Source organism: Dendronalium phyllosphericum CENA369 (assembly GCF_016056275.1).
GTDB classification, from domain to species: Bacteria; Cyanobacteriota; Cyanobacteriia; order Cyanobacteriales; family Nostocaceae; genus Dendronalium; species Dendronalium phyllosphericum.
In genome coordinates this window covers 141,501-162,814 of the sequence record NZ_JAECZA010000080.1, presented here as the reverse complement: position 1 = coordinate 162,814, position 21,314 = coordinate 141,501, and the positions used below count along the sequence as shown (strand labels likewise).

The following is a 21,314-nucleotide window of genomic DNA, read 5'->3' as shown; positions in this document are numbered from 1 at the left end:
CGCGGCTACACAAACTAAGCCTGCCTTCGCAGGCTAGATATAGACTTTGGGAAATAATGCGATCGCATCTTTAATACTTCCCAATTATTACTCTGTTAATTAAGTCAAAAATTATACCGTTGATGTGTTGCAAGATTGTTGACTTATTTCTAAACTATGAATTGCTTTTTTCACTTCCTCAATTTGTTGATACAATGACAGTCGAGTAAATATTTGTAGTGCTTTTTCCAAGGTTAGTTTGCTTTCATTAAAAGCTTTTGTACTTTCATTATATTTTACCATTCGATGTAAAAATATACCTAATTGATGTAAACTTATTCCCCTATAATAAAGACAATCAGCTAAAGAGCAAAGTACGTTATTCATTAATTTATCTTCTTTTACCCTCTCTGTAATTAGTAAAGCTGTTTGAAAAAAAGATTGGCTAACTTTCCAACTTTTTTGACAATATTCAAATTCCTTACTACTTTCTATCAGTTTTCCTTCTCTCTGATCAAGTATTCCTAATATTTGTGTGCTTAATGCAAATTTATAAAGTGCAATAGCTAAAATATTATATGAATCAACATATTCATAAATCATATTTGTGATGGCTTGAAAAAAAGGATTATTTAAGACCTTTGGTTCTTGTCTTAATTCCTCAAAACAACCCGCATCATAAAATTCCATAGCATGATAAATAACTTCTAAAGCCAATGTTTCGTGTTTAGTCAGTTCCTGTTTTGCTGATTGCTCTGCATTTTCTATATTTAGATACATTTGTTCTTGGTTATCATTGATGTTTTGTGCATAAGTAATTTTTGGAATAATTGCTTGTGAGTGATTAGATATTAATGTAGATAAAAATATTCCAGCTTCAGCATGAGACTTTTTAAAATCATCTGTTAGTTCAAGTCTTTCTATCGCTTCTTGACGAATAACTTCATATAAATAGTATCCTTCTGTACTAAACTTCACTAAAGTTCTATCTCGTAAAGCTATGATAATACGAGGTTTATTTCGCTCATTTTGCTCATCCCAAAGCAAGTAATAAATTCCTGTTTCAGGTATTACAGGAACATATTGGTAACGGTAACATCCTAACCTACATAAAAGATTATAGGCTTGTGGATTATTTTGTTGGAGTTTATCAAACTGTCGTTTAACAAGATTTTTTAAAGTAGGTTCTTTTAACAAATCATCATAATTTTTTTGCCAATAATCTTTTAAACTTCCTTTTGATGTTGTTAAAATATCACCACTAAGAATATACATTACTTCAGCATTACCTCCATAAGCTAGATGCATGTTACTAAGAGCATCATTATCTATATTAATTTTGTGTATTTCAAAATACTGTTGCCATGCTTCTTGCTTCAAACCTTTCATTACATAAGTTTTAAAATTTTGAAACCGCTTCAATATATGTTCATAAATTGGCTCACGGCTTGTAATGAGAGTGACTGATCGTACACCATTATCTGCTAATAAAGTCAATAATTCTAGATAATTATATGGTGCAATGAATTCTCCATTTATCAAAGCAGATTCTAGATTATCAATTAATAGACCAATTTTTCGATTCTGAAGCTTGCTTTTAAATTGCTCCAGCATAGTCATAAAATTTTGTTCTGGATTTTCTTGAAAGTAGTCTCTTAGTTTGAGTCTTACCCAATCTTCTATTGAATTTAGGTTTTGGGGTGTGGTTCCAACCCGCAGTTCAAGATACTCTAAACCTTGAATTTCAAACCATTTTCTAGCCAAGGTGGTTTTACCTATACCGCCCTCTGCTTGAATTAAGATAACTTTTGCACCTTCATCAACTAGATTATTGAGGTGTGCAATATCTTCCTCACGTCCTACAAAATCAGAATTAATGGATGTTAGCACTTCAGACTCTGACTTTTGAGGTTGTGGATGTGTAGCTGAATCTTGAGATTTTACATTTGATTGCTCAAATATTCTTGTTAGTTGACCTAGTTCAACCCCTAATGCATCCGCGATTTTTACCAGTGTTGTCGGTGTAGGGTTAGCAGTCTGTCCAGTTGCTATCTTGCTAATGACGCTTTTATCCAGACCAGTCAATTGCTCTAGCTTGTATTGAGTAACCCTCTTTTCTCTGAGTAATTTCTTAAACTCCTCTCCAGCTTCTTTATTCTTTTTAGGTCGTTTTGCCACTGCGGATAAACCTTTTTTTTCAACCTTGTTCAACGGTTGTACGTTCAACTAGTTGCACAACTACAACTATTCAAATTTTAGAAGACAAATAAAACTAGTGAATAGCAAGTAAACCGATAGGTTCAAGAATAATTTTGATATGCGTCACAATAACTTACAACAAGAAGCGATTCAACTTGAGTTGCTTAAAAAAACTTTGCATGGTTGGCAGCCAGCTTTTACAGTCGTTGAAAGCTATGAATGGTCAACGGATCAGCTAGAGCATCACTTCGGTATTTCGCGCCAAGAGTTATACAAAATCAGAAGTAAACCTTTCCTCTGGCGTTCCTCAATTTTAGTTTTTTTACATATGCGAAAAAATAAATGGCGAGTTTACAGTCTGAACCCAGTACCAATTGGAGGATAAGGTTAAAGTTGTAGCATCGAAGTGCGATCGCACACTCTTCAGCTTGGTAATAAAAATATAAAGCCTGCTCTCTGTTGCAGGCTTTGTATTTGTAACATTAATGCTACAGGGTGATAAACTCTGAACTACACAAAACAGCACAGCGATCGCTCATCATTTAACTATTATTAAATAATGTTCCCATGTAATTGATAATTGGTTTCCAAAAGATACCAGTTAAAACATAGGGAGCATATTTAAACAGCGGCAAGCTTGTCTTGCTCGAATGCTTCAGTGGTAGACATTCTAACAGAAACGGCACTATACAAGTGAGTGCATAGGCAGTTGCTAGGGCTATATTCAAATGAGGAGCAGGGCTCGGTATCGGGCTATGATAAATACCCAGTAGGATGCAAGAAATCATTAATAATTGCTCCCAAAAGAATAAAAATTGAGGTGATACAAAATAAACCAACTGGGGAAAACTTTTGTCTATTTTTTGCCGCATTCCCAACAGTACCGCCCAAGTTGCAGCCCCAACTAAACCATCATCTTTGAGTCCATATACTCTTTGAAAGCGTTTAACACCTCTTTCAGTCTCCCTATCAAAATATCCATCAGGTTCTTTTTTAAAAAATCCTTCTTCGTACAAAATAGTTTGTAGCTCCTTAACTGCATCCTGTAACTCTGGAGGTGTTATTCCACGAACGCGGGAAATTTTTGGGTAGAAAAGGCAAGCCCAACTCAACGGCCCAACTATTCCATCCACCCGAAGATTATTTAGTTTCTGGAATTCTTTGACTGCTTCTTCTGTTTCAAAATCAAATTTGCCACTGATATTCTCCAAAAAACCTTTAGCATACAAGCGCTCTTGTAGTTCATTGATTGATTCCTGTACTGACTTTGGCGTAAAGCCTCGGTATAGTATGGGACGTTTATTAAACAAACAAACTTGTTTTTCGTCTGGGAAATAAGCCTGCGGTTGTTTTAGCCCAAGTGAAAAAATTAAGGATCTAGTTGCTCTATTCATTCGGTTCTCCTGATAATAAAGTCTGAAAAGAATAGTCTGGCAAGATTTTTTGTAGGGCGTGATGAACACGATCGCAACACCACGTTTGCTACCGAGAATCAAGCAGTTAGAACTTAAACTACCGAAATAACTACTAACAAACCATTGCGATGTTAAAAAAATGTTAGTTTTTTGTGTAATTTTTGTTAGTGAAAATGTTGCCGTACGATATTGTGTAAATTTTGTCCATTAAAATACTGCTAATACAAAATTTATGACGGACTAATAGGTGATATTTATGTCAGGTCAGTCAGAGAGTGGGAATTTGTCCAAAACTTGGTATCGAAAAGTTTTAAAAGACTGGGAGATAGACCGTCTACTGACTGACTTGGAGGCTAGAACTCAACAGCGATACAGGCAAAATACTAAAAAAGACTTGTTAATTGGGTTGCTGTGTGGTCATAGCTTGAAGCAAATAAGTAAGGAACTGCACAAGGATAATGCTTCTGTCAGAACGGGATTGAGCTATATCTACCGAGATATTGAAACTTTGACGGGAGAGGCGGATAAAAGAGTTAAGGCCAGCAACCTGGTCTACATTTTAGAGAAACATGGGTATCGCAGAGGTATTGCTGCATCTTCTACTTATAACCGTAGTATCCCCCACAATCTGCCAGCACCGACTTACACCGAATTTATTGGTCGCGAGGCAGATATGAAGACGCTGCTGGAACGCCTTTCACCAGAACATGGCGCTCATATGATTACGGTGCATGGCATTGGTGGTGTTGGCAAAACGGCGCTAGTATTAGCAGCTGCTTACCTATGCTTAAAATCTAGTAGCGAAAACCAAGGTGTTGCACCGAGATTTGATGCGATTATTTTCACTTCTGCTAAACAACAGGAACTCGTTCCCGATGGAATTTTGCAACGACAGCAGGGACAGCGTAACCTCCGCGAGATATTTCGAGAAATTGCTAATGCTTTGGGTGACTCCACTATTATTCAATCTCCTCCCAATGACCAATTTGAACGCGTGCGTCAAATTTTATCAAGACAGCGATCGCTGATGATTGTTGACAATATGGAGACAATAGAAGATAGAAATCAAGTAATTGAATTCCTCTACAATCTGCCCATTTGCGTCAAAGTAGTCATTACTACCCGCGAACGGATCGCCCTTCTGCCAATCAGTCTGCAAAATTTGCCCTTGGAAGATGGTTTGCAGTTAATTCAGCAACAAGCAGGAGAAAAATGTATAGCGATCGACGATGAAGAATCTAAGCTACTATACCATCGCACTGGTGGAATTCCCCTAGCAATTGTTTACGCCCTCGGTCAAGTATCCAGTGGCTACTCTTTGAACTCGGTGTTAGAGCAATTAGCCTCAGCTACAGGTGATGTAGCTAGTTTTTGCTTTGAGAAAACCGTGCAAGGTATTAAAGGACAGCCACCTCATCTATTACTCATGTCACTAGCGATTTTTCCTGACTCTCCTATACTCGCCGCTGTGGCTGAGGTTGCTGGACTGACAGCCTCTCCTGATTCTGTAAATAGTGGCTTGGCACGTTTGCAGCAACTTTCTTTGGTAAACCTCAACTCGGAGACTAAGCGCTATGAGATGCTTTCTCTAACTCGTGAGTATGCCTTAGCTGAATTAGCAGCCTACCCAGATTTTGAGAGAGAAGCGCGGCGGCGCTGGGTGAAATGGTATTTAGATTTTGCCCGCAGTTATGCCGGAGAAGATTGGGAAAAGTGGATACATTACAACAAGATAGAACAAGAGGAAGGAAACCTGCGGGCAGTCCTTTATTGGTGTAAAGACCAAGATCGCTACACCCAAGTCAGGGATTTATGGCTACTGTTGAACCACTATGCCAATCTTTACGCCTATTGGGACGATCGCTCAGATTGGTTGCAATGGCTCGTAGAACAATCAGAAAGACGTGGTGAATGGTCATCTTTAGTAAAAATTATCATCCGCAAAACTTGGCTGCTGATTCGGGAATGTTCCGACCAAAGCCTCAAACAAGCAGACGAAATGTTGCGACGGGCATGGGTACTACGCGACTGTGCTGATTTAGACTTATGCGTGCAGGCTGACTTAGCCGAAAATATCGCTAGACTGCGAATCAGACAGAAAAATTATCCAGATGCGCGTAAATGGCTCGATATCGAACAGAGCTTGGTAATTGACGCTAATCTAGAAGAGCAAAAGCACATCCGTCATTATATTCCCGTTCTTTATCATCGGGCGGTCATCTTGTATCGAGAAGGTAATTATTATGAAGCCAAAAAACTTTTTCAAGAAGTGATGCAAAGTGCTGAAAAAATTCATTGGCATCGAGTAATCAATTCCGCTCAAAATTGGTTGGCTGATATTGCCATCGAGCAAAGCGATCGCGATCGCGCTCAACAGCTATTAATTAAAGGCTTAACTGTAGCTCAAAGAAGTAAAAACAGGCGGCGTTTAGCCCGCTATCAACGCTCTCTTGCCCGCTGGGAGAAAAAATGGGGAAGTACACAAGAAGCTCACAAATTGGCGACTAAGGCTATGGATAGTTTTAAGCATCTGGGAATGACACAGGATGCAGAGGAAATGCAATTTTTACTAAATTTACCCTAATTGGTAATTATAGTAGTATTCAAAGCCAAGAGGGGCGCGAAGCCGCAGCATTGGTAAATGTTCCGCTGTCATGATGTAACTTAAATAATCGCGTTCCCCGCAGGCATCGCTGTTTCTTTAGTATCTAATTTCTAGTCAAGTAGCAATCTGCTACGTATCTGAGGGTTTGAATAATTTTTGTCCACCCAAAGACAGTAGCTGAAATATTGACAGAATAACTATAAGGAATGAAATAGCTCTGCTTTCCAAACAGTTAAAAAGGAACAGATTTTTATGGCATTTGATTACGACCTGTTTGTCATTGGTGCTGGTCCTGGAGGATTGGCAGCAGCTAAGGGAGCAGCTAGCTACGGTGTCCGCGTTGCTGTCGCCGAGCAAGAAAACATCGGTGGTACTTGTGTAAATCGTGGTTGCATTCCCAAAAAACTGATTGTCTACGCTGGTGACTTTGCCAAAGACAATCAAATGGCGCACTATTACGGGTGGAGTGAGTGTCAACGGTACTTTGACTGGACACTATTTATGAAGTCAGTACATCAGCATCTCGAACACATTAACCACTCTTATTATCAGCAGTTGCAGACAGCGGGAGTTGAATTAATTCGAGAACGTGCCATTTTTGTCGATGCCCATACTTTAGATGTGAATGGGCGCAAAGTGACAGCAGACAAAATTTTAATTGCGGTGGGATGCCTTCCTGCCAAGCCCAAAATTCCAGGTATAGAATATGCCATCACATCCCGCGAGATGTTCCACTTACCCTATCTGCCGAAACGTTTAGTAATTATTGGCGGTGGCTATATTGGCACAGAATTTTCTAGCGTCATGCACGCTTTTGGATGCGAGGTAACAGCGATCGAAAAAGATGCAATGATTTTATCAGGGTTTGATGATGATATCCGCTCTGGCGTGCAACAAGGTTTGAGCAAACGGGGAATTCGGTTTTTCACCAACAGCACAGTTCGAGAAATTACACTTAGTGACGATGGGTTACTCTTGACTACTACTGGTGAATTTCAAGAAACCATCGCCACAGACACTATCCTGATTGCCACAGGTTATACTCCCAATACCAAAAATCTCGGTTTGGAAAAGGCTAAAGTTGAACTTGACAAACAAGGTGCGATCGCGGTGGATGCATACAATCGCACCACTCAAGAAAACATTTTTGCTGTGGGTGACTGCATCAACCGGGTGCAATTAACTCCAGTGGCGAAAGCAGAAGGTATTGCCTTTGCCCATAGAGTTTTTGGCAACAAGCCGCAACAAATAGAATACGATTACATCCCTTCTGCTGTTTTTTCCCGTCCAGAAGCCGCTGGTGTCGGCATGACCGAGGCTAAGGCGCGAGAAAAATTTGGTGAATCGGTGAAATCCTATTGCCACCATTTCCGACCGCTGTTGTATCAGCTAACGGAAGATAACGAGCAAGCCACAATCAAATTAGTAGTAAATAACGATTCTCAACAAGTTGTGGGCGCTCATATGGTGGGAGAACACGCAGCTGATATCATTCAAAGTCTTGGGGTGGCAATTCGCCAGGGCATCACTAAGCAAAAGCTGGATGAAACAATCGGCATTCATCCCACCATAGCAGAAGAGTTCCTCTCATTGGATTAAATTAGGCGCGGGAAAGGGGGAAAGGTTTGTTATTTTCCCTTTAACCAATAAAGATGCATACCTTTGACCACAAGAGTGCAAAAAGAACTTTTGCTCATAGGTCTATTCACGAATCATTTAAGGCTGTTGTTTGTGAAGATGCTTCTGTCCAAGATTGGGTAGGAGTGTCTGAGTTTTCTGGAAAAGAGTGCTGAGTCGCCAAGGTTGCAAGGGAAGAACACTCTCCCACCCCAGGCGAATTGTGTTGATTTTCTTGGGGTTGAACTTCTCCTATGGTTGATGCTACGCAAACGGAGGGTTCCCCCAGTTTTAACAACTGACTTTGCTCAGTAGAAGCAAGATTTTCAGGCTTTGTTGTGTAAGAAGTAGTTGAAAGACTGTTTTGAGATATTAACTCGTCAATGTCTGCTAAAACTTCTGATGCTGATTGATATCGCTGTTTGCAATTATCCAGCACCATCAAAGAGAGAATCTTAGCTAAGGAGTGACTCACCACAGCCTTGTCAGTCCATTTCACCTCTCCATAAATATCTCTATCCATTTCATGAGGTGCAATACCTGTTAAGGCTTTAATTCCAATCATGCCTACTGCATAGATGTCACTGTTATATTGCGGTCGTCCAAAACATTGTTCGCTTGATGCATAACCTTTAGTGCCAATGCCAATGGTGAAGGGTGTTTGTTCGGAATTTTCCAGCTGTGGTGTCGAGACTTCTTTGACAGCGCCAAAGTCAATTAATACAAGTTTGCAGTCTGAATGTCGCCGAATGACATTAGTCGGTTTTATATCCCGGTGAATCACGCCGTTTTCATGGACAAATATTAATGTTTGCAATAAATCTCTCATAATTGCGATAACTTCGGTTTCCATTATCGGTTTGCCAGATGGTATTTCCTGACTGAGAGGATGACCGACTATATACTCTTGGACTAAATAAAATTCTTCATCTTGTTCAAAATAAGCTAGAAGTTGAGGAATTTGAGAATGCGTTCCCAATTTTTCTAATATTTGCGCTTCTGAGTTAAATAAACGTCTAGCTAGTTCTAACGCCTGCGATTTGGTGTTGGGTGGTTTTAGCTGCTTGACAACACATCGCGGGTTTCCAGGACGGTGGGTATCTTCGGCTATGTAGGTTTCGCTAAATCCACCCGCACCGAGAACTTTGATAATTTTGTAGCGTCCGGCGAGTATTTTGCCTGCTAAAACTAAATCCCGCTGCTTGAGTAAGTCTTGGAGGTCAACTTGTTGGCTGATAATTTCTTGGACAACAGGAGAAGTTTTATATTTCTGAAATATATTGACTATTTGCCGGATTCTGATTTTTTCTTTGGCTACTTCTGTTCCCAGGTAAGACAGTCCGCAAAAAGTCATGGCTATCATTGGGATGGCAGTAGGGAAAATTAACTGTGCATATACAAAGCTTGCATAGCTAATTCCACCCCAGATACCAGCGAGCATAAGGCTAGCAGCAAATCGATTAATACCTGGTTTGGTTCTAGTCATGATGAATGCTGTACTACCAACCAACACCAGCACAAACAAACTCCGCAGAGGTATGCTATTAATTGCTTGAGCGATCGCTTTATTTTCCATTAAAGTTGCGATCGCATTGGCATGAATTTCTACTCCTGACATCCGCTCTAAACTACTACCAGCAGCAACCGGATGATAATCGTTGTTTAACTTGTCTGTTGAGCCAATCAATACTATCTTGTCTTTAAAAACCTTTCCCTGCTGCAAATAAGTGTTCCAGTTTTCTGCGTCGAGTACGTACCAGAAGGGAATTGTCTCAAATGTTCCTGCCGACCCCCAAAAATTAATGCGATCGCCTTTAGGTCTGGGATAATTGACTTGTGCTGCCAATAGCACTGCTTCATCAAATGAAGGCATTTTCACTGCTAGGGAATTGTCTTCAGCTACTAATTTAGAAAACTCGCTAGCCAATCGATGAATTTTACCATCTCCCTCTAGAGGGAAGTTAACCGATCCAACCGAAACTGACCCTGCACGAAACATTTCCTGAGGCGGACTCAGTTGGATGAATGTTCCTTGATGCGTCTCAAAATTTTCGTAGAGCGCTGCTAAAGTAACTTTGCTGCCGTATTGTTGCAATGCTGCTTGCAGTTGGCGATCGTCATCAATACCGTAACTACTTGGTGTATCAAAAACTATATCTAAGGCAATTGAGCGGACACCAGCCTTAATCAACTTTTCTGTCACCTGGGCGTATGCAGCGCGTTTGAAGGGAAATGATTTCAGTGTTTCTAGGTAGGCGTACTGTTTCGGATCTGTTTTATAGTACTGTTCGGGAACTGATATTGACTGATCGTCGATTGCTAAAATCACGATATCTTGTGGAGGTACAATCGAGCCGCGCAGTTGAAAAAATGTGGAAAGTGCTTGATTTTCTATCAATTGCACTTTGCTCAAACCGGAAGCACTCAGCAGTGCTGCACTTATAACTGAGACACTAGCAAGCAGATGACCTAAGCCAACCATGAGTTGGGACTGGCGCGCTGATGCTGTCAAAGTTACTTTGGTTGGCTTATTTGACGCTATCTTGGCAGCAGAGATATGTTTTTTAGTTAAGGTAGATGTAGGTTCTTCTGCCATATCGTGTTAATAGTTGGTTTACGTACAACTTTATTTATTTATTCAGGTATCTTTTTACTACAACCATCTTGAAATTAGACTTAAATGAGAATCTTATACTTTTGTAATGTATCCTTTATTAATTACCAAACTTGGGTTAACAAACCTCAATACAGCGATAAGTTGCAAGACAAGTTTACCTCAAGACAAACTTCGGTAACTCTCAACCTAGCGACTGCCTAAATTATTCTACTAATGAGATTCAAGCAGTGATTGTTCCACAAGACCTGAGTCGAAAATTTTCCGACTCTGCATTGAGTTGCGACAAGATTCTACTCTACTCCAGTGTCCGGGTACGCCTCTGATTTTAATCTCTGATGAGTTTTTCAGGTAATACGTGCCTATTGTACAAAACTGGCTTTTTCCATTAAGCTAATCCTTTTATTGACTTATTGACTGCAAAACTTCTAGATGAGCATCAATTTATATCCTACCTCAAGACCTATCCCTTACCTCTTTAGGAGTAAACTTGACAGTTATATAGCTGGCAATGCTGTTGTTCAGTCAATTTTATTGGTAGATTTTGATCGAGGGGTGTCTCTTATAGTGTTGGGAGTGAAAAGGTGCAACGCCCAACAGCTTAAGTCCTATGTTTCAGCAAATTTTCTGCTTTGAAGAGGTAAGATAAAAGCTATACATGAAAAGCTAGTCTAGAGATATTAGCAAATTTATCATTTGAGAGTTGCTATAATCTATTGTTCAATCTAAATTATTATTCTATTATTAGGTGTATTTTTCTATGGGTTCCCCTATGAATCGTCTGTCTATTTTTGTAGACGGAAACAATATGTTCTATGCTCAACAAAAAAATGGCTGGTTTTTCGATCCCCGAAGAGTTTTAGAATATTTCAAACACGAACAATCCGAAACTACTTTAATTAATGCTTTTTGGTACACAGGCTTAAAAGACCAACAAGATCAACGAGGTTTTAGAGATGCACTCATCAGTCTGGGATATACAGTCCGAACGAAAGTTCTTAAAGAATATTATGATGATTCATCCGGTCGGTATTCGCAAAAAGCTAATTTAGATATTGAAATTGTTGTAGATATGTTTAATACTGTAGACCAATACGATAGAGTAGTTTTATTTAGCGGTGATGGAGATTTTGAAAGAGCAATCGAACTTTTACGCTCAAAAAATACACATATAACTGTAGTATCTACAGAAGGGATGATAGCCAGAGAATTGCGTAATGCTACGGATAGATATATAGATTTGAACGATATTAGAGACCGAATAGAAAAAGTGGAAGGATAATTACCTTAGCAATTATTTACAAAAATTAAGAGTTAAGAAAAAAATCTCAGGTTTAAAAATTTTAAGCAAAAAAATAAAACTAAACAACAAACCAAAATGACTAATAAACCAGAAAGAATCATCATTTTTGATACTACACTCCGAGATGGAGAGCAATGTCCGGGAGCAACACTGAATATAGACGAAAAGCTAGCGATCGCCAAACAACTAGCACGCTTGGGTGTAGATGTAATTGAAGCAGGTTTTGCCTTTGCTAGTCCGGGAGATTTTGAGGCAGTTAGTAAGATAGCGGAAATTGTCGGGACAGAAGAAGGGCCGGTAATTTGTAGTTTAGCTAGAGCTAGGCATGACGATATAAAAACAGCAGCAACCGCGATCAAAGCAGCAGCTCGTGGCAGAATTCATACATTTATTGCTACTTCTGATATTCACCTAAAATACAAACTCAAAAAAACAAAATCAGAAGTATTGGCGATCGCTGAAGAAATGGTAGCTTATGCTAAAAGTTTCACAGATGATGTGGAATTTTCGCCCGAAGATGCGGGACGTTCCGATCCAGAATTTGTGTATCAAGTGTTAGAGCGAGCGATCGCAGCCGGGGCAACAACCGTTAATATTCCTGATACTGTAGGCTATACTACACCCAGCGAATTTGGAGCAATAATTAAGGGCATTAAAGATAATGTTCCCAACATCGACCGAGCAATTATTTCCGTTCACGGACATAACGATTTAGGTTTAGCAGTTGCCAACTTCTTGGAAGCTGTAAAAAATGGCGCGCGGCAATTAGAATGTACCATCAACGGCATTGGCGAACGAGCAGGAAATGCAGCCTTAGAAGAATTAGTAATGGCTTTGCACGTCCGGCGACAATATTTTAATCCTTTCTTAGGAAGACCAACAGATTCCGAACAAGCACTCACAAATATCGACACTCGTCAAATTTATAAAACCTCGCGTTTAGTTTCTAATTTGACAGGCATGTTAGTGCAACCAAATAAAGCGATAGTGGGGGCAAACGCCTTTGCTCACGAGTCTGGTATTCACCAAGATGGCGTGCTGAAAAACAAACTCACTTATGAAATTATGGATGCCCAATTGATTGGCTTAACAGACAATCAAATAGTTTTGGGCAAACATTCTGGCAGAAATGCTTTTCGTACCCGCTTGAAAGAATTGGGCTTTGAACTATCAGAAACGGAATTAAACAAAGCATTTGTTAAGTTTAAAGAAGTAGCTGATAAAAAGAAAGAAATTTCCGATTGGGACTTGGAAGCAATTGTTAATGATGAAATCCAACAAGCACCCGATTTATTCCGCGTAGAGTTAGTGCAAGTTTCCTGTGGTAGCAACGCCAAACCTACAGCTACAGTCACTCTCCGCACTCCAGAAGGTGAAGAATTAACTGACGCAGCTATTGGGACTGGGCCAGTAGACGCTGTTTACAAAGCAATCAATCGGGTGGTAAACGTACCAAATCAGTTGATTGAGTTTTCCGTGCAGTCAGTAACCGCAGGGATTGATGCGATTGGGGAAGTAACTATTCGTTTGCGGTACGAATCTAGAGTATTTGCAGGTCATGCCGCGAACACAGACATCATAGTTGCATCCGCGCAAGCATATATCAATGCGCTGAATAGATTATATGCATATCTGCAAAACAAACAACAGCAACCAGAAGCGATCGCAAAGAAAGTGTAAGTAGGGAATAAGAGAGCAGAGGAGCAGAGGAGCAGGGGAGCAGGGGAGCAGGGGAGCAGGGGAGATAAAAATCCTGACAACTGACCACTGACCACTGACCACTGACAACTGACAACTGACATTATTACTGAACCAGTAAGTTGGTAGATGCGCGTATATTCAAAATTACGCGCATCTACTAATATTTATGAATCATCAAATCACAACATCTTGGAACGAAGTCCGCGCTACCTTCCAAAAAATCTGGCGTTATGAAGACTTCCGTCCGCCACAGGGAGAAATTATCAGTTGCTTGTTAGCGCAAAAAGATGCATTGATTCTGATGCCGACAGGTGGGGGAAAATCAATTTGTTTTCAACTTCCGGCATTGCTACAAACAGGATTAACTTTGGTAGTTTCGCCCTTGGTGGCGTTAATGGAAAACCAAGTACAGGAACTACTCCAGCATCACCAAAAAGCTGCCCTTTTACATAGTGAATTGCCATCATCCCAACGTCGGGCAACGCTGCAAGCTTTAGAACGCCAACAGCTAAGATTGTTGTACTTATCGCCGGAAACTCTACTGAGTGCGCCCGTCTGGGAAAGATTGTCTCAGCCAAAATTGCAAATTAACGCTTTGATTTTGGATGAAGCTCATTGTTTGGTGCAGTGGGGAGAAACATTTCGACCAGCTTATCGCAGATTAGGAGCAGTCAGACCAGCATTACTAAAATCAAAACCATCAGGAACAAAAATAAGTTTAGCTGCTTTCACTGCTACAGCTGACCCTTTAGCCCAAACTACTATTAAAACAGTTTTACAGTTACAGCAACCAGAAATTTTTCGTCTCAATCCCTATCGTCCTAATTTACATCCCAGTATCCGCATAGCTTGGACACCAAGGGGTAGAAAACAACAATTACTCAAATTTATTCAAAATCGACCGCAACAAGCTGGATTAATTTACGTTCGTACCAGGAGAGATAGTGAGAATTTAGCTGCATGGTTAGCAGAGATGGGTTATGCCACAGCTAGTTATCATGCAGGATTGGGTGCAGCAGAACGCCGTGCAGTGGAAGCAAGTTGGTTAAGTGACAAAATACCCTTTGTGGTTTGTACCTGCGCCTTTGGTATGGGTATAAACAAAAGCAATGTCAGGTGGATTATTCACTTTCACGCACCACATCTGCTGTCTGAATACGTGCAAGAAATCGGTCGCGCTGGCAGAGATGGAAAACCAGCAGAAGCATTAACGTTGGTGAGCGAACCTACAGGCTGGTTAGACCCAGAAGATAAGCAAAGACAACAGTTTTTTGAAGAAAAAATGCGATCGCAACAGCAAACAGCACAGCAACTCATCAAAAAACTGCCGAAACAGGGAGAAGTTAATGCTGTAACGCGACAATTTCCTGATGGTGCTACAGCACTAGCCTTACTCCACAGCAGCGGTCAGTTAAACTGGCTTGACCCTTTTCATTACAGTATCGAGCAAAAGACGAAAAATCAGCCGACAACGCAATTACAAGCTGGCAAACAAATGCATCAATATTTGACTACCAAACAGTGTCGCTGGCAGTTTTTATTAAACGCCTTTGGGTTTGACAAAGAAGCAGCTAACTGGCGTTGCGGACATTGCGATAATTGCTGCTAATACGATTTCACTTTATAAATAATGCAAATAGGGATGTAAGGGCGAACGGCCGTTCGCCCCTACAGGTTCTTGCATGTGTATCAAGATTTTGGTGAATTAGTATAACAATTTGCATTTAGGATTTTGTAAACACTAAACTCAAATTTATTACAAAGCTCAATAAGGTAAGGGTTTTACATGAAGTGTACCCAGTATATGGATTACTGACAAGAAGTAATTTTATATCTCAACTCTTGACACCACAAACTGCTTGAAACTGTAACAATGGGGATTGCTAATACTTTAATTTATATCCACCAGTGAACGCCCCTGCCACTAACTCAGCACAAACCCAGTCACGCAAAGCGGATCACATCCGTATTTGTTTAGAAGAAGATGTGCAGTTCCACCAAACTACCAACGGACTCGAACGCTATCGCTTCACTCATTGTTGCTTACCGGAACTAGACCGTAACGACATCGATATCAGCACAACTTTTTTAGGCAAACACCTAGGTGCGCCTTTACTCATTTCTTCCATGACTGGAGGAACAGAACAAGCAGGAACAATAAACCAGCGTCTAGCAGAAGTCGCACAACACTATAAAATTGCTATGGGTGTCGGTTCGCAGCGAGTGGCGGTGGAAAAACCCCAGGTGGCTAATACCTTTGCTATCCGCAAATATGCTCCTGATGTTCTATTGTTTGCCAATGTCGGAGCCGTGCAACTCAACTATAAATATGGCTTAGATGAATGTCTGCAAATTATCGATATGGTAGAAGCTGATGCTTTAATTTTGCATATCAATCCTTTACAAGAGTTTATTCAACCTAGAGGTGATACTAATTTTAAAGGTTTACTTGACAAAATTAATAAATTATGCTTTAAATTGCCAGTACCTGTGATTGCTAAGGAAGTAGGCAATGGAATTTCAGCGCCGATGGCAGAGAAATTACTAGCTGCTGGAGTGACAGCGATTGATGTAGCTGGGGCAGGTGGTACTTCTTGGGCGAAGGTAGAAGGCGAACGAGCGGAAAACACCTTGCAGCAGCGGTTAGGAAATACTTTTGCTGATTGGGGTTTGCCAACAGCAGAGTGCATCACCAGTATTCGCGCGATCGCTCCTAATATACCCTTAATTGCCTCAGGCGGATTGCGTCAGGGACTAGATGTAGCTAAAGCGATCGCCTTAGGCGCAGATATAGCTGGATTAGCAATGCCTTTCTTACAAGCGGCGGTAGTATCAGAAGCAGCACTCTCCGATTTAGCTGAAGTATTAATTGCCGAAATCACTACAGTGTTATTTTGCACTGGCAATGCCACCTTGCAGCAGTTAAAACATTCTGGAAGTTTACAGCGCATAGAATAAGTAAGTAGTAATTTGTTAATTGTCAGTTGTTAGCTGTTCTTCTACTGACCACTAACTACTGTACAAACGCGATTAATCGCGTCTCTACTACTAACTACAGACGCGATTAATCGCGTCTCTACTACTGACCACTGACTACTGACTACTGACTAATGAATAATTTTATTAAACAAACTTTTGCCAGCGTATTAGGCAGCTTACTAGGACTGTTTATTTTCTGCGGTATCGGTACTACAGGACTATTATTTCTGTTATTTGCTGTTGCTACCTCCAAAGATACTGGCCCGGTAGTCAAAGATAAGTCAGTGGTGGTTTTTGACTTGTCGATGAATATCACTGATAGAGAACCTAGTTCTAGCGAAGCGTTTCAACAAACACTATCAGGCGTAGAACAAGAGAGGATGACACTCCGCAGCGTCCTTGATACTTTAGAAAAGGTGCGGCGCGATAAACGAATTGTCGGTATCTACTTGGATGGAACTCGGACAAGTGCAGCTAGCGGTCTAGGTTTTGCCTCCCTCAAGGAAATTCGCAAAGCCTTAGAAGAGTGCCGTGCTGCTGGTAAGAAGGTTGTCGCCTATGGTATGGATTGGGGTAAACGCGAATATTACTTGAGTTCGGTGGCAGATACCATCGTGCTTAATCCCTTGGGTTTAATGGAAATTAACGGTTTAAGTAGCCAACCAATGTTCTTGGCAGGGGCATTGCAGAAATACGGCATTGGCGTTCAAGTCGTGCGGGTGGGGAAATTTAAAGGCGCAGTCGAACCGTATATCCTGACCAAACTGAGTCCAGAAAACCGCGAACAAACGCAGAAATTATTAGATGATGTCTGGGGAGAGTGGCGGACTACAGTAGGCGCAAGCCGGAAAATTAATCCCCAAAAGTTACAAGCGATCGCAGATAATCAGGCAATACTAGAAGCGACAGCAGCTAAGTCTAGCGGCTTGGTTGACCGAGTGGCTTACGCAGACCAAGTGATTGGCGAACTGAAAGAATTAACAGGTAGCGATAAAGACGATAAAACATTCCGACAAATTGATTTAGAAGAATACGCCAAAGTTCCTAACAATTCACTGAGTGTAGAACGCAACTCGAAAAATAAAATTGCTGTGGTATACGCTGAGGGCGAAATTGTCGATGGAAAAGGTGAAGACGGACAAGTAGGAGGCGATCGCTTTGCAAAAATTTTCAACAGACTGCGACAAGATAAAGATGTAAAAGCGATCGTCCTGCGGATTAACAGTCCTGGTGGCAGTGCTACAGCAGCTGAAGTCATGCAACGAGAAGTACGATTAACTCGTGAGGCGAAACCTGTTATCGTCTCGATGGGTGATGTCGCTGCTTCTGGTGGTTACTGGATTGCTAGCGACTCCAACCGGATTTTCGCCGAACCCAATACAATCACAGGTTCCATTGGTGTATTTGGAGTGCTATTTAATGGGCAAAAACTAGCCAATAATAATGGCATCACTTGGGATTCAGTCAAAACCGCTCGTTATGCTGATACTCAAACAGTTGCTCGACCCAAATCGCCCCAAGAGTTAGCAATTTACCAACGCAGTGTTAACCGAATTTACAATCTATTCCTCAACAAAGTTTCTCAAGGACGAAAATTACCAGGGCAAAAAGTCGCAGAAATTGCCCAAGGAAGAGTTTGGTCTGGTGAAGCTGCCAAACAAATTGGTTTGGTAGATGAAATCGGCGGTCTCAATGCTGCCATTGAATATGCTGCCAAGCAAGCCAATCTGGACAAAGATTGGCAATTGCAGGAGTATCCCAAACAAAGCAGCTTTGAAGAACGCTTGTTTGGCCGGACAGTTGAAGAGACACGTACAGCTTTAGGAATTGAAAAAGCGCAAATCAAATCATCCAATCCCCTGACCACTGAGTTCCAAAAACTCCAACAAGAAGTTGAGATTCTGCAAAATATGAACGATCCTCAAGGAGTGTACGCTCGTTTACCTTTTAACTTGAAGATTGAGTAGTTGCAATGGGCATTGGGATAGGACTTATATCATGTCCGGTTAAAGACTTATTGTTTAGACTGACGCAAAGACACGGGGACGCGGGGACGCGGGGACAAAGGAGAGATTGTAATCATAAGCGATTAGGCGGACACAATATTACACACTAATTATTCTTTATTTTCTGTTAAACCAGCTGACAGAAACAGCAAGGATGTGTAAAGTAGTTGAAGATTGATTACACTTTAGAATCTCTGACGCATCCATCTATGGATAGAAAAACAAAACGCCTTCTGTTACTTGTTGTTTCCTGTAGTGTAGCTGGTGTAATTCTAGGAGGTACTTCTTCTTGGGCACAGAGTAATCTTTGCTTACGCGCTAGTAACGTTACTAATGATTGCCTAACTCAAGACCCCATTCAAAAAACTATAGAAGGAATGAGTATTGGATTAGTAGCAGGGGCAGGGGCGGCTTTTGGTGTAGCATGGAACGCACGTCATGAAGATTAGTGGAAGAAGGCAGGAGTTATTAGTTTTATCTTAGCCTGCTCCTCATCCCTTATCTGCCCTCAACCACTAATATTGAGTTGACCGAGTCCTAAAAACGATAATTGCGATCGCGTACCCACAGACTAACTGGTACAGCATTACCCTGTGGGTCTACTCTGACTTTTACTACTATCGGTCGTAGCTGTCCATTTCTGGTTTGGCGAACAGTACGAGCAATATCGCTATTGAGCTGCGATCGCTGTTCGTCTGGGATATTGTATGTTTCCACGCCGTAGTTGATAAAACCATCTTGATAAACACCTCTTAAGGCGACTCGCTCGGATGGTAGGTACGTAGGAAGATTGCTACTCACGCGTACAGGTCGCCAAGCCCTAGGAACGCCACCACTAAAAGATTGTTGCTCCTGTAAAATTACGTACAAGTTAGTCCCTGAAAGTAATTGTCCGTTACTCCCCCGATTTCTCCTGAGTACATCTTCCCAGCCAGGAAGTCTTCTTAAAGTTGAAACACGGGATATGTTGTAGTCGAGGTTGAGGGAGTACCCTTGCAAGACATTATTCGAGTTTACAGGCACTGTTTGCAAAATCACCTCTTTACCTGTAAGGTTTGTATACATTGCCTGGGTGGGAACTGCCAGAATTATTCCTGTTTGAATTAGTAAAGGAAGCAATAGCCGCCAAAAAGGTAAAGGTTCGTTAGCTTTTTGTTCGCTGGCAATTAAGTAATCCCGAAAAGTCAGCTTCTTAGAAAATTCTGCTTCGGGAGACAATGATTTATTTTTACTCGATTCCGAAGATTCGCTTTTCTTACTCGATTCCGAAGATTCACTTTTCATCAGCGTAGTCCTAAAAAAAGGGTGTTAAGGAAGCTAAAACAGGACTTACGCAAAAAGATTTCACCCTTGGAGGATGTAAGGAGATAAGAATCTCAAGATACGCGGAACGCAACCGCCATACCTTTTATACCCCTTCCTCTCACCTACACTCCTATATCTCTGAAACTTTACTTCTTAGTTGCAGTAGTTAGCCGACGTTCAAACCAGAGTCCCACACTAATTAATACAGAACCACACATCACAAAAACCAAAGATTTGAAAAGTAGGTCAGTGTCGTACTCTAGCATCCGACTAATAATTTGCAGCGTTAACAATAGCATACCGCCCCAAAAGGCGCGTCTATCGCTTAACTTCAATCCTTCTTGAATCAACCCCCAAGACAAGATTGCCAAAAGTACATTGAAGATAAAACTGCCTAAGTCACCGATGCGACTAATGGCTTGATGCCAAAAAGGTACTATGGCAATGAAGGCAATAAAGGTAGTAATGAGAGCGGTAGTAAAAATTACTTCCCGACGAGGGGGGTTACTTCTGTGACGCATCAGAAACAACCATTGCAAGACTGCTAAACCGCTGAGAATTCCCAAATCAATGATGGGAAGAGACATGAATAAGTTGGTGTTATTCGTCAGAGGGTAAGAAGAAGTGTAAGATTGAGCTTGCCATTGCCAACGGAAAGATAGAACGTAAAAAACAAGCCCAAAAGCCACTAATGCTAAATCGCGCCCTAGAGGTTGAAATAGCCTGTAATTGATTGTCGGAAATAGCAGGTCGTCATAGCTCCAGAATAATGCAGGTGGCAGTGCAAAAGCGAAAGATGCCACCCAAGGAGCCACATCAGAAAGATTTAGAAGTGGTAAGGGGTCGAGGTTAGATATTAAGGAACTCGCAAAGGCGAAGGCTGCTAAACAAAAAATCCAACGCGAACGACAAAGGTAAGCTAGAGGGACAAACAGCAACCATGACAGTAGAGGCATGTGTTTTAAGACTAGGCGTACCCAAGACCAGTCATTTGTATAGTTGCTATATGACAAGTCTCCTTGTCCCACCCAATAGCCTATTTGTATTAGGATAATGGCCATAATTCCCAAGGAATTTAAGGACAGACTGTAGGCCATGACCAAAACACCAAACCCCCAAGCCAGAAACAGTTCGGTAGCCGAACCGTTGATATTGAAAATTTCTGCCATCAGTGCGATGTTTGCGCCTAAAATAAAAGCGCTTAAAACTAGCAAGAACTCTCCTAGTAGTCGCTTGCTGCGTTGTGGTTTCTTGCCTTCGACAGCAGATTTCCACGTGTAGAAACCAATGATATTAGTCGAGAAAAACAAACTCATCATCAGAATGAATTTGACTTCTCGCGCCCATATCTGCCAGTTGGCAATTATGAAGGTAATTACGCCCAAACATAAAAGGATACTGCCGATAGCGATCGCAATCATTTTAGAGCGATCGCGTGCAGCAGCTTCGATGTTTTTAAATTGATAGCGGTTTGCTATTTGTTCGTATTGCGAAGCACTAATTATTCCTTCATCGCGCCATAGTTGTGATTCTTGGCGTAATCTCCGCTGAAAATTCTCTAACACCATGAACATCTCCAGTGCAGTGGGGT

The 21,314-nt window shown here is 41.1% G+C and carries 14 protein-coding genes; 9 read left to right on the top strand and 5 right to left on the bottom strand.

The window, feature by feature from the left end:
• Positions 1 to 111: 111 nt before the first annotated feature.
• Positions 112 to 2,190 carry a helix-turn-helix domain-containing protein gene (locus tag I8752_RS17165; RefSeq protein ID WP_214433516.1) on the bottom strand — a complete coding sequence of 693 codons (2,079 nt, stop codon included), beginning with the start codon at positions 2,188 to 2,190 and terminating at the stop codon, positions 112 to 114.
• A 106-nt stretch (positions 2,191 to 2,296) separates the two neighbouring features.
• Here I8752_RS17165 and I8752_RS17160 point away from each other — a divergent pair, with 106 nt between their 5' ends.
• On the top strand, positions 2,297 to 2,563 hold the full coding sequence (locus I8752_RS17160; protein WP_214433515.1) for a hypothetical protein: 267 nt from the start codon (positions 2,297 to 2,299) through the stop codon (positions 2,561 to 2,563).
• Between the two features lie 157 nt (positions 2,564 to 2,720).
• Here the strand turns inward: I8752_RS17160 and I8752_RS17155 are convergent, their stop codons facing one another.
• Positions 2,721 to 3,572, bottom strand: a complete 852-nt coding sequence (locus I8752_RS17155; protein ID WP_214433514.1) for a peptidoglycan-binding domain-containing protein — start codon at positions 3,570 to 3,572, stop codon at positions 2,721 to 2,723.
• A gap of 277 nt (positions 3,573 to 3,849) precedes the next feature.
• Between I8752_RS17155 and I8752_RS17150 the strand changes: the two genes are divergently transcribed.
• Both I8752_RS17150 and gorA read left to right on the top strand, forming a co-directional pair.
• A complete protein-coding gene (locus I8752_RS17150) occupies positions 3,850 to 6,177 on the top strand; it encodes a tetratricopeptide repeat protein (RefSeq protein ID WP_214433513.1) in 2,328 nt (775 codons plus the stop codon).
• 273 nt (positions 6,178 to 6,450) lie between these two features.
• The gene (gene gorA / locus I8752_RS17145; RefSeq protein WP_214433512.1) at positions 6,451 to 7,797 is read left to right on the top strand and encodes a glutathione-disulfide reductase; all 1,347 of its coding nucleotides are present in this window, start codon (positions 6,451 to 6,453) and stop codon (positions 7,795 to 7,797) included.
• Positions 7,798 to 7,903: 106 nt separating this feature from the next.
• Here gorA and I8752_RS17140 read toward each other — a convergent pair whose 3' ends face one another.
• Positions 7,904 to 10,411 carry a CHASE2 domain-containing serine/threonine-protein kinase gene (locus I8752_RS17140; protein ID WP_214433511.1) on the bottom strand — a complete coding sequence of 836 codons (2,508 nt, stop codon included), beginning with the start codon at positions 10,409 to 10,411 and terminating at the stop codon, positions 7,904 to 7,906.
• 778 nt (positions 10,412 to 11,189) lie between these two features.
• Between I8752_RS17140 and I8752_RS17135 the strand changes: the two genes are divergently transcribed.
• From I8752_RS17135 to I8752_RS17110, 6 genes are all read left to right on the top strand, one after another.
• On the top strand, positions 11,190 to 11,711 hold the full coding sequence (locus I8752_RS17135) for a LabA-like NYN domain-containing protein (RefSeq protein ID WP_214433510.1): 522 nt from the start codon (positions 11,190 to 11,192) through the stop codon (positions 11,709 to 11,711).
• A gap of 96 nt (positions 11,712 to 11,807) precedes the next feature.
• Positions 11,808 to 13,412: a 2-isopropylmalate synthase gene (locus I8752_RS17130; protein ID WP_214433509.1), complete on the top strand. Its 1,605-nt coding sequence runs from the start codon at positions 11,808 to 11,810 to the stop codon at positions 13,410 to 13,412.
• A gap of 187 nt (positions 13,413 to 13,599) precedes the next feature.
• On the top strand, positions 13,600 to 15,042 hold the full coding sequence (locus I8752_RS17125) for a RecQ family ATP-dependent DNA helicase (protein ID WP_214433508.1): 1,443 nt from the start codon (positions 13,600 to 13,602) through the stop codon (positions 15,040 to 15,042).
• Between the two features lie 299 nt (positions 15,043 to 15,341).
• Positions 15,342 to 16,391: a type 2 isopentenyl-diphosphate Delta-isomerase gene (gene fni / locus I8752_RS17120; RefSeq protein ID WP_214433507.1), complete on the top strand. Its 1,050-nt coding sequence runs from the start codon at positions 15,342 to 15,344 to the stop codon at positions 16,389 to 16,391.
• A gap of 152 nt (positions 16,392 to 16,543) precedes the next feature.
• Positions 16,544 to 18,379 (top strand): signal peptide peptidase SppA, encoded by a 1,836-nt coding sequence (gene sppA / locus I8752_RS17115; protein ID WP_214433506.1) that lies wholly within the window; start codon positions 16,544 to 16,546, stop codon positions 18,377 to 18,379.
• Positions 18,380 to 18,627: 248 nt separating this feature from the next.
• Positions 18,628 to 18,867, top strand: coding sequence for a hypothetical protein (locus tag I8752_RS17110; RefSeq protein WP_214433505.1), 240 nt, complete (start codon positions 18,628 to 18,630; stop codon positions 18,865 to 18,867).
• An 88-nt stretch (positions 18,868 to 18,955) separates the two neighbouring features.
• Here the strand turns inward: I8752_RS17110 and I8752_RS17105 are convergent, their stop codons facing one another.
• Together I8752_RS17105 and I8752_RS17100 are read right to left on the bottom strand one after the other, a co-directional pair.
• Positions 18,956 to 19,702, bottom strand: coding sequence for a GDYXXLXY domain-containing protein (locus I8752_RS17105; RefSeq protein ID WP_214433504.1), 747 nt, complete (start codon positions 19,700 to 19,702; stop codon positions 18,956 to 18,958).
• A 167-nt stretch (positions 19,703 to 19,869) separates the two neighbouring features.
• Positions 19,870 to 21,291: a DUF2157 domain-containing protein gene (locus I8752_RS17100; RefSeq protein WP_214433503.1), complete on the bottom strand. Its 1,422-nt coding sequence runs from the start codon at positions 21,289 to 21,291 to the stop codon at positions 19,870 to 19,872.
• Positions 21,292 to 21,314: the final 23 nt, after the last annotated feature.

What these genes read in the sequence shown, in the direction of transcription:
- I8752_RS17160 (WP_214433515.1), top strand. Translation starts at nt 2,297, where the DNA reads ATGCGTCACAATAACTTACAACAAGAAGCGATTCAACTTGAGTTGCTT.
- I8752_RS17155 (WP_214433514.1), bottom strand. Translation starts at nt 3,572, where the DNA reads ATGAATAGAGCAACTAGATCCTTAATTTTTTCACTTGGGCTAAAACAA.
- I8752_RS17150 (WP_214433513.1), top strand. Translation starts at nt 3,850, where the DNA reads ATGTCAGGTCAGTCAGAGAGTGGGAATTTGTCCAAAACTTGGTATCGA.
- gorA (WP_214433512.1), top strand. Translation starts at nt 6,451, where the DNA reads ATGGCATTTGATTACGACCTGTTTGTCATTGGTGCTGGTCCTGGAGGA.
- I8752_RS17140 (WP_214433511.1), bottom strand. Translation starts at nt 10,411, where the DNA reads ATGGCAGAAGAACCTACATCTACCTTAACTAAAAAACATATCTCTGCT.
- I8752_RS17135 (WP_214433510.1), top strand. Translation starts at nt 11,190, where the DNA reads ATGGGTTCCCCTATGAATCGTCTGTCTATTTTTGTAGACGGAAACAAT.
- I8752_RS17130 (WP_214433509.1), top strand. Translation starts at nt 11,808, where the DNA reads ATGACTAATAAACCAGAAAGAATCATCATTTTTGATACTACACTCCGA.
- I8752_RS17125 (WP_214433508.1), top strand. Translation starts at nt 13,600, where the DNA reads ATGAATCATCAAATCACAACATCTTGGAACGAAGTCCGCGCTACCTTC.
- sppA (WP_214433506.1), top strand. Translation starts at nt 16,544, where the DNA reads ATGAATAATTTTATTAAACAAACTTTTGCCAGCGTATTAGGCAGCTTA.
- I8752_RS17110 (WP_214433505.1), top strand. Translation starts at nt 18,628, where the DNA reads ATGGATAGAAAAACAAAACGCCTTCTGTTACTTGTTGTTTCCTGTAGT.
- I8752_RS17105 (WP_214433504.1), bottom strand. Translation starts at nt 19,702, where the DNA reads ATGAAAAGTGAATCTTCGGAATCGAGTAAGAAAAGCGAATCTTCGGAA.
- I8752_RS17100 (WP_214433503.1), bottom strand. Translation starts at nt 21,291, where the DNA reads ATGGTGTTAGAGAATTTTCAGCGGAGATTACGCCAAGAATCACAACTA.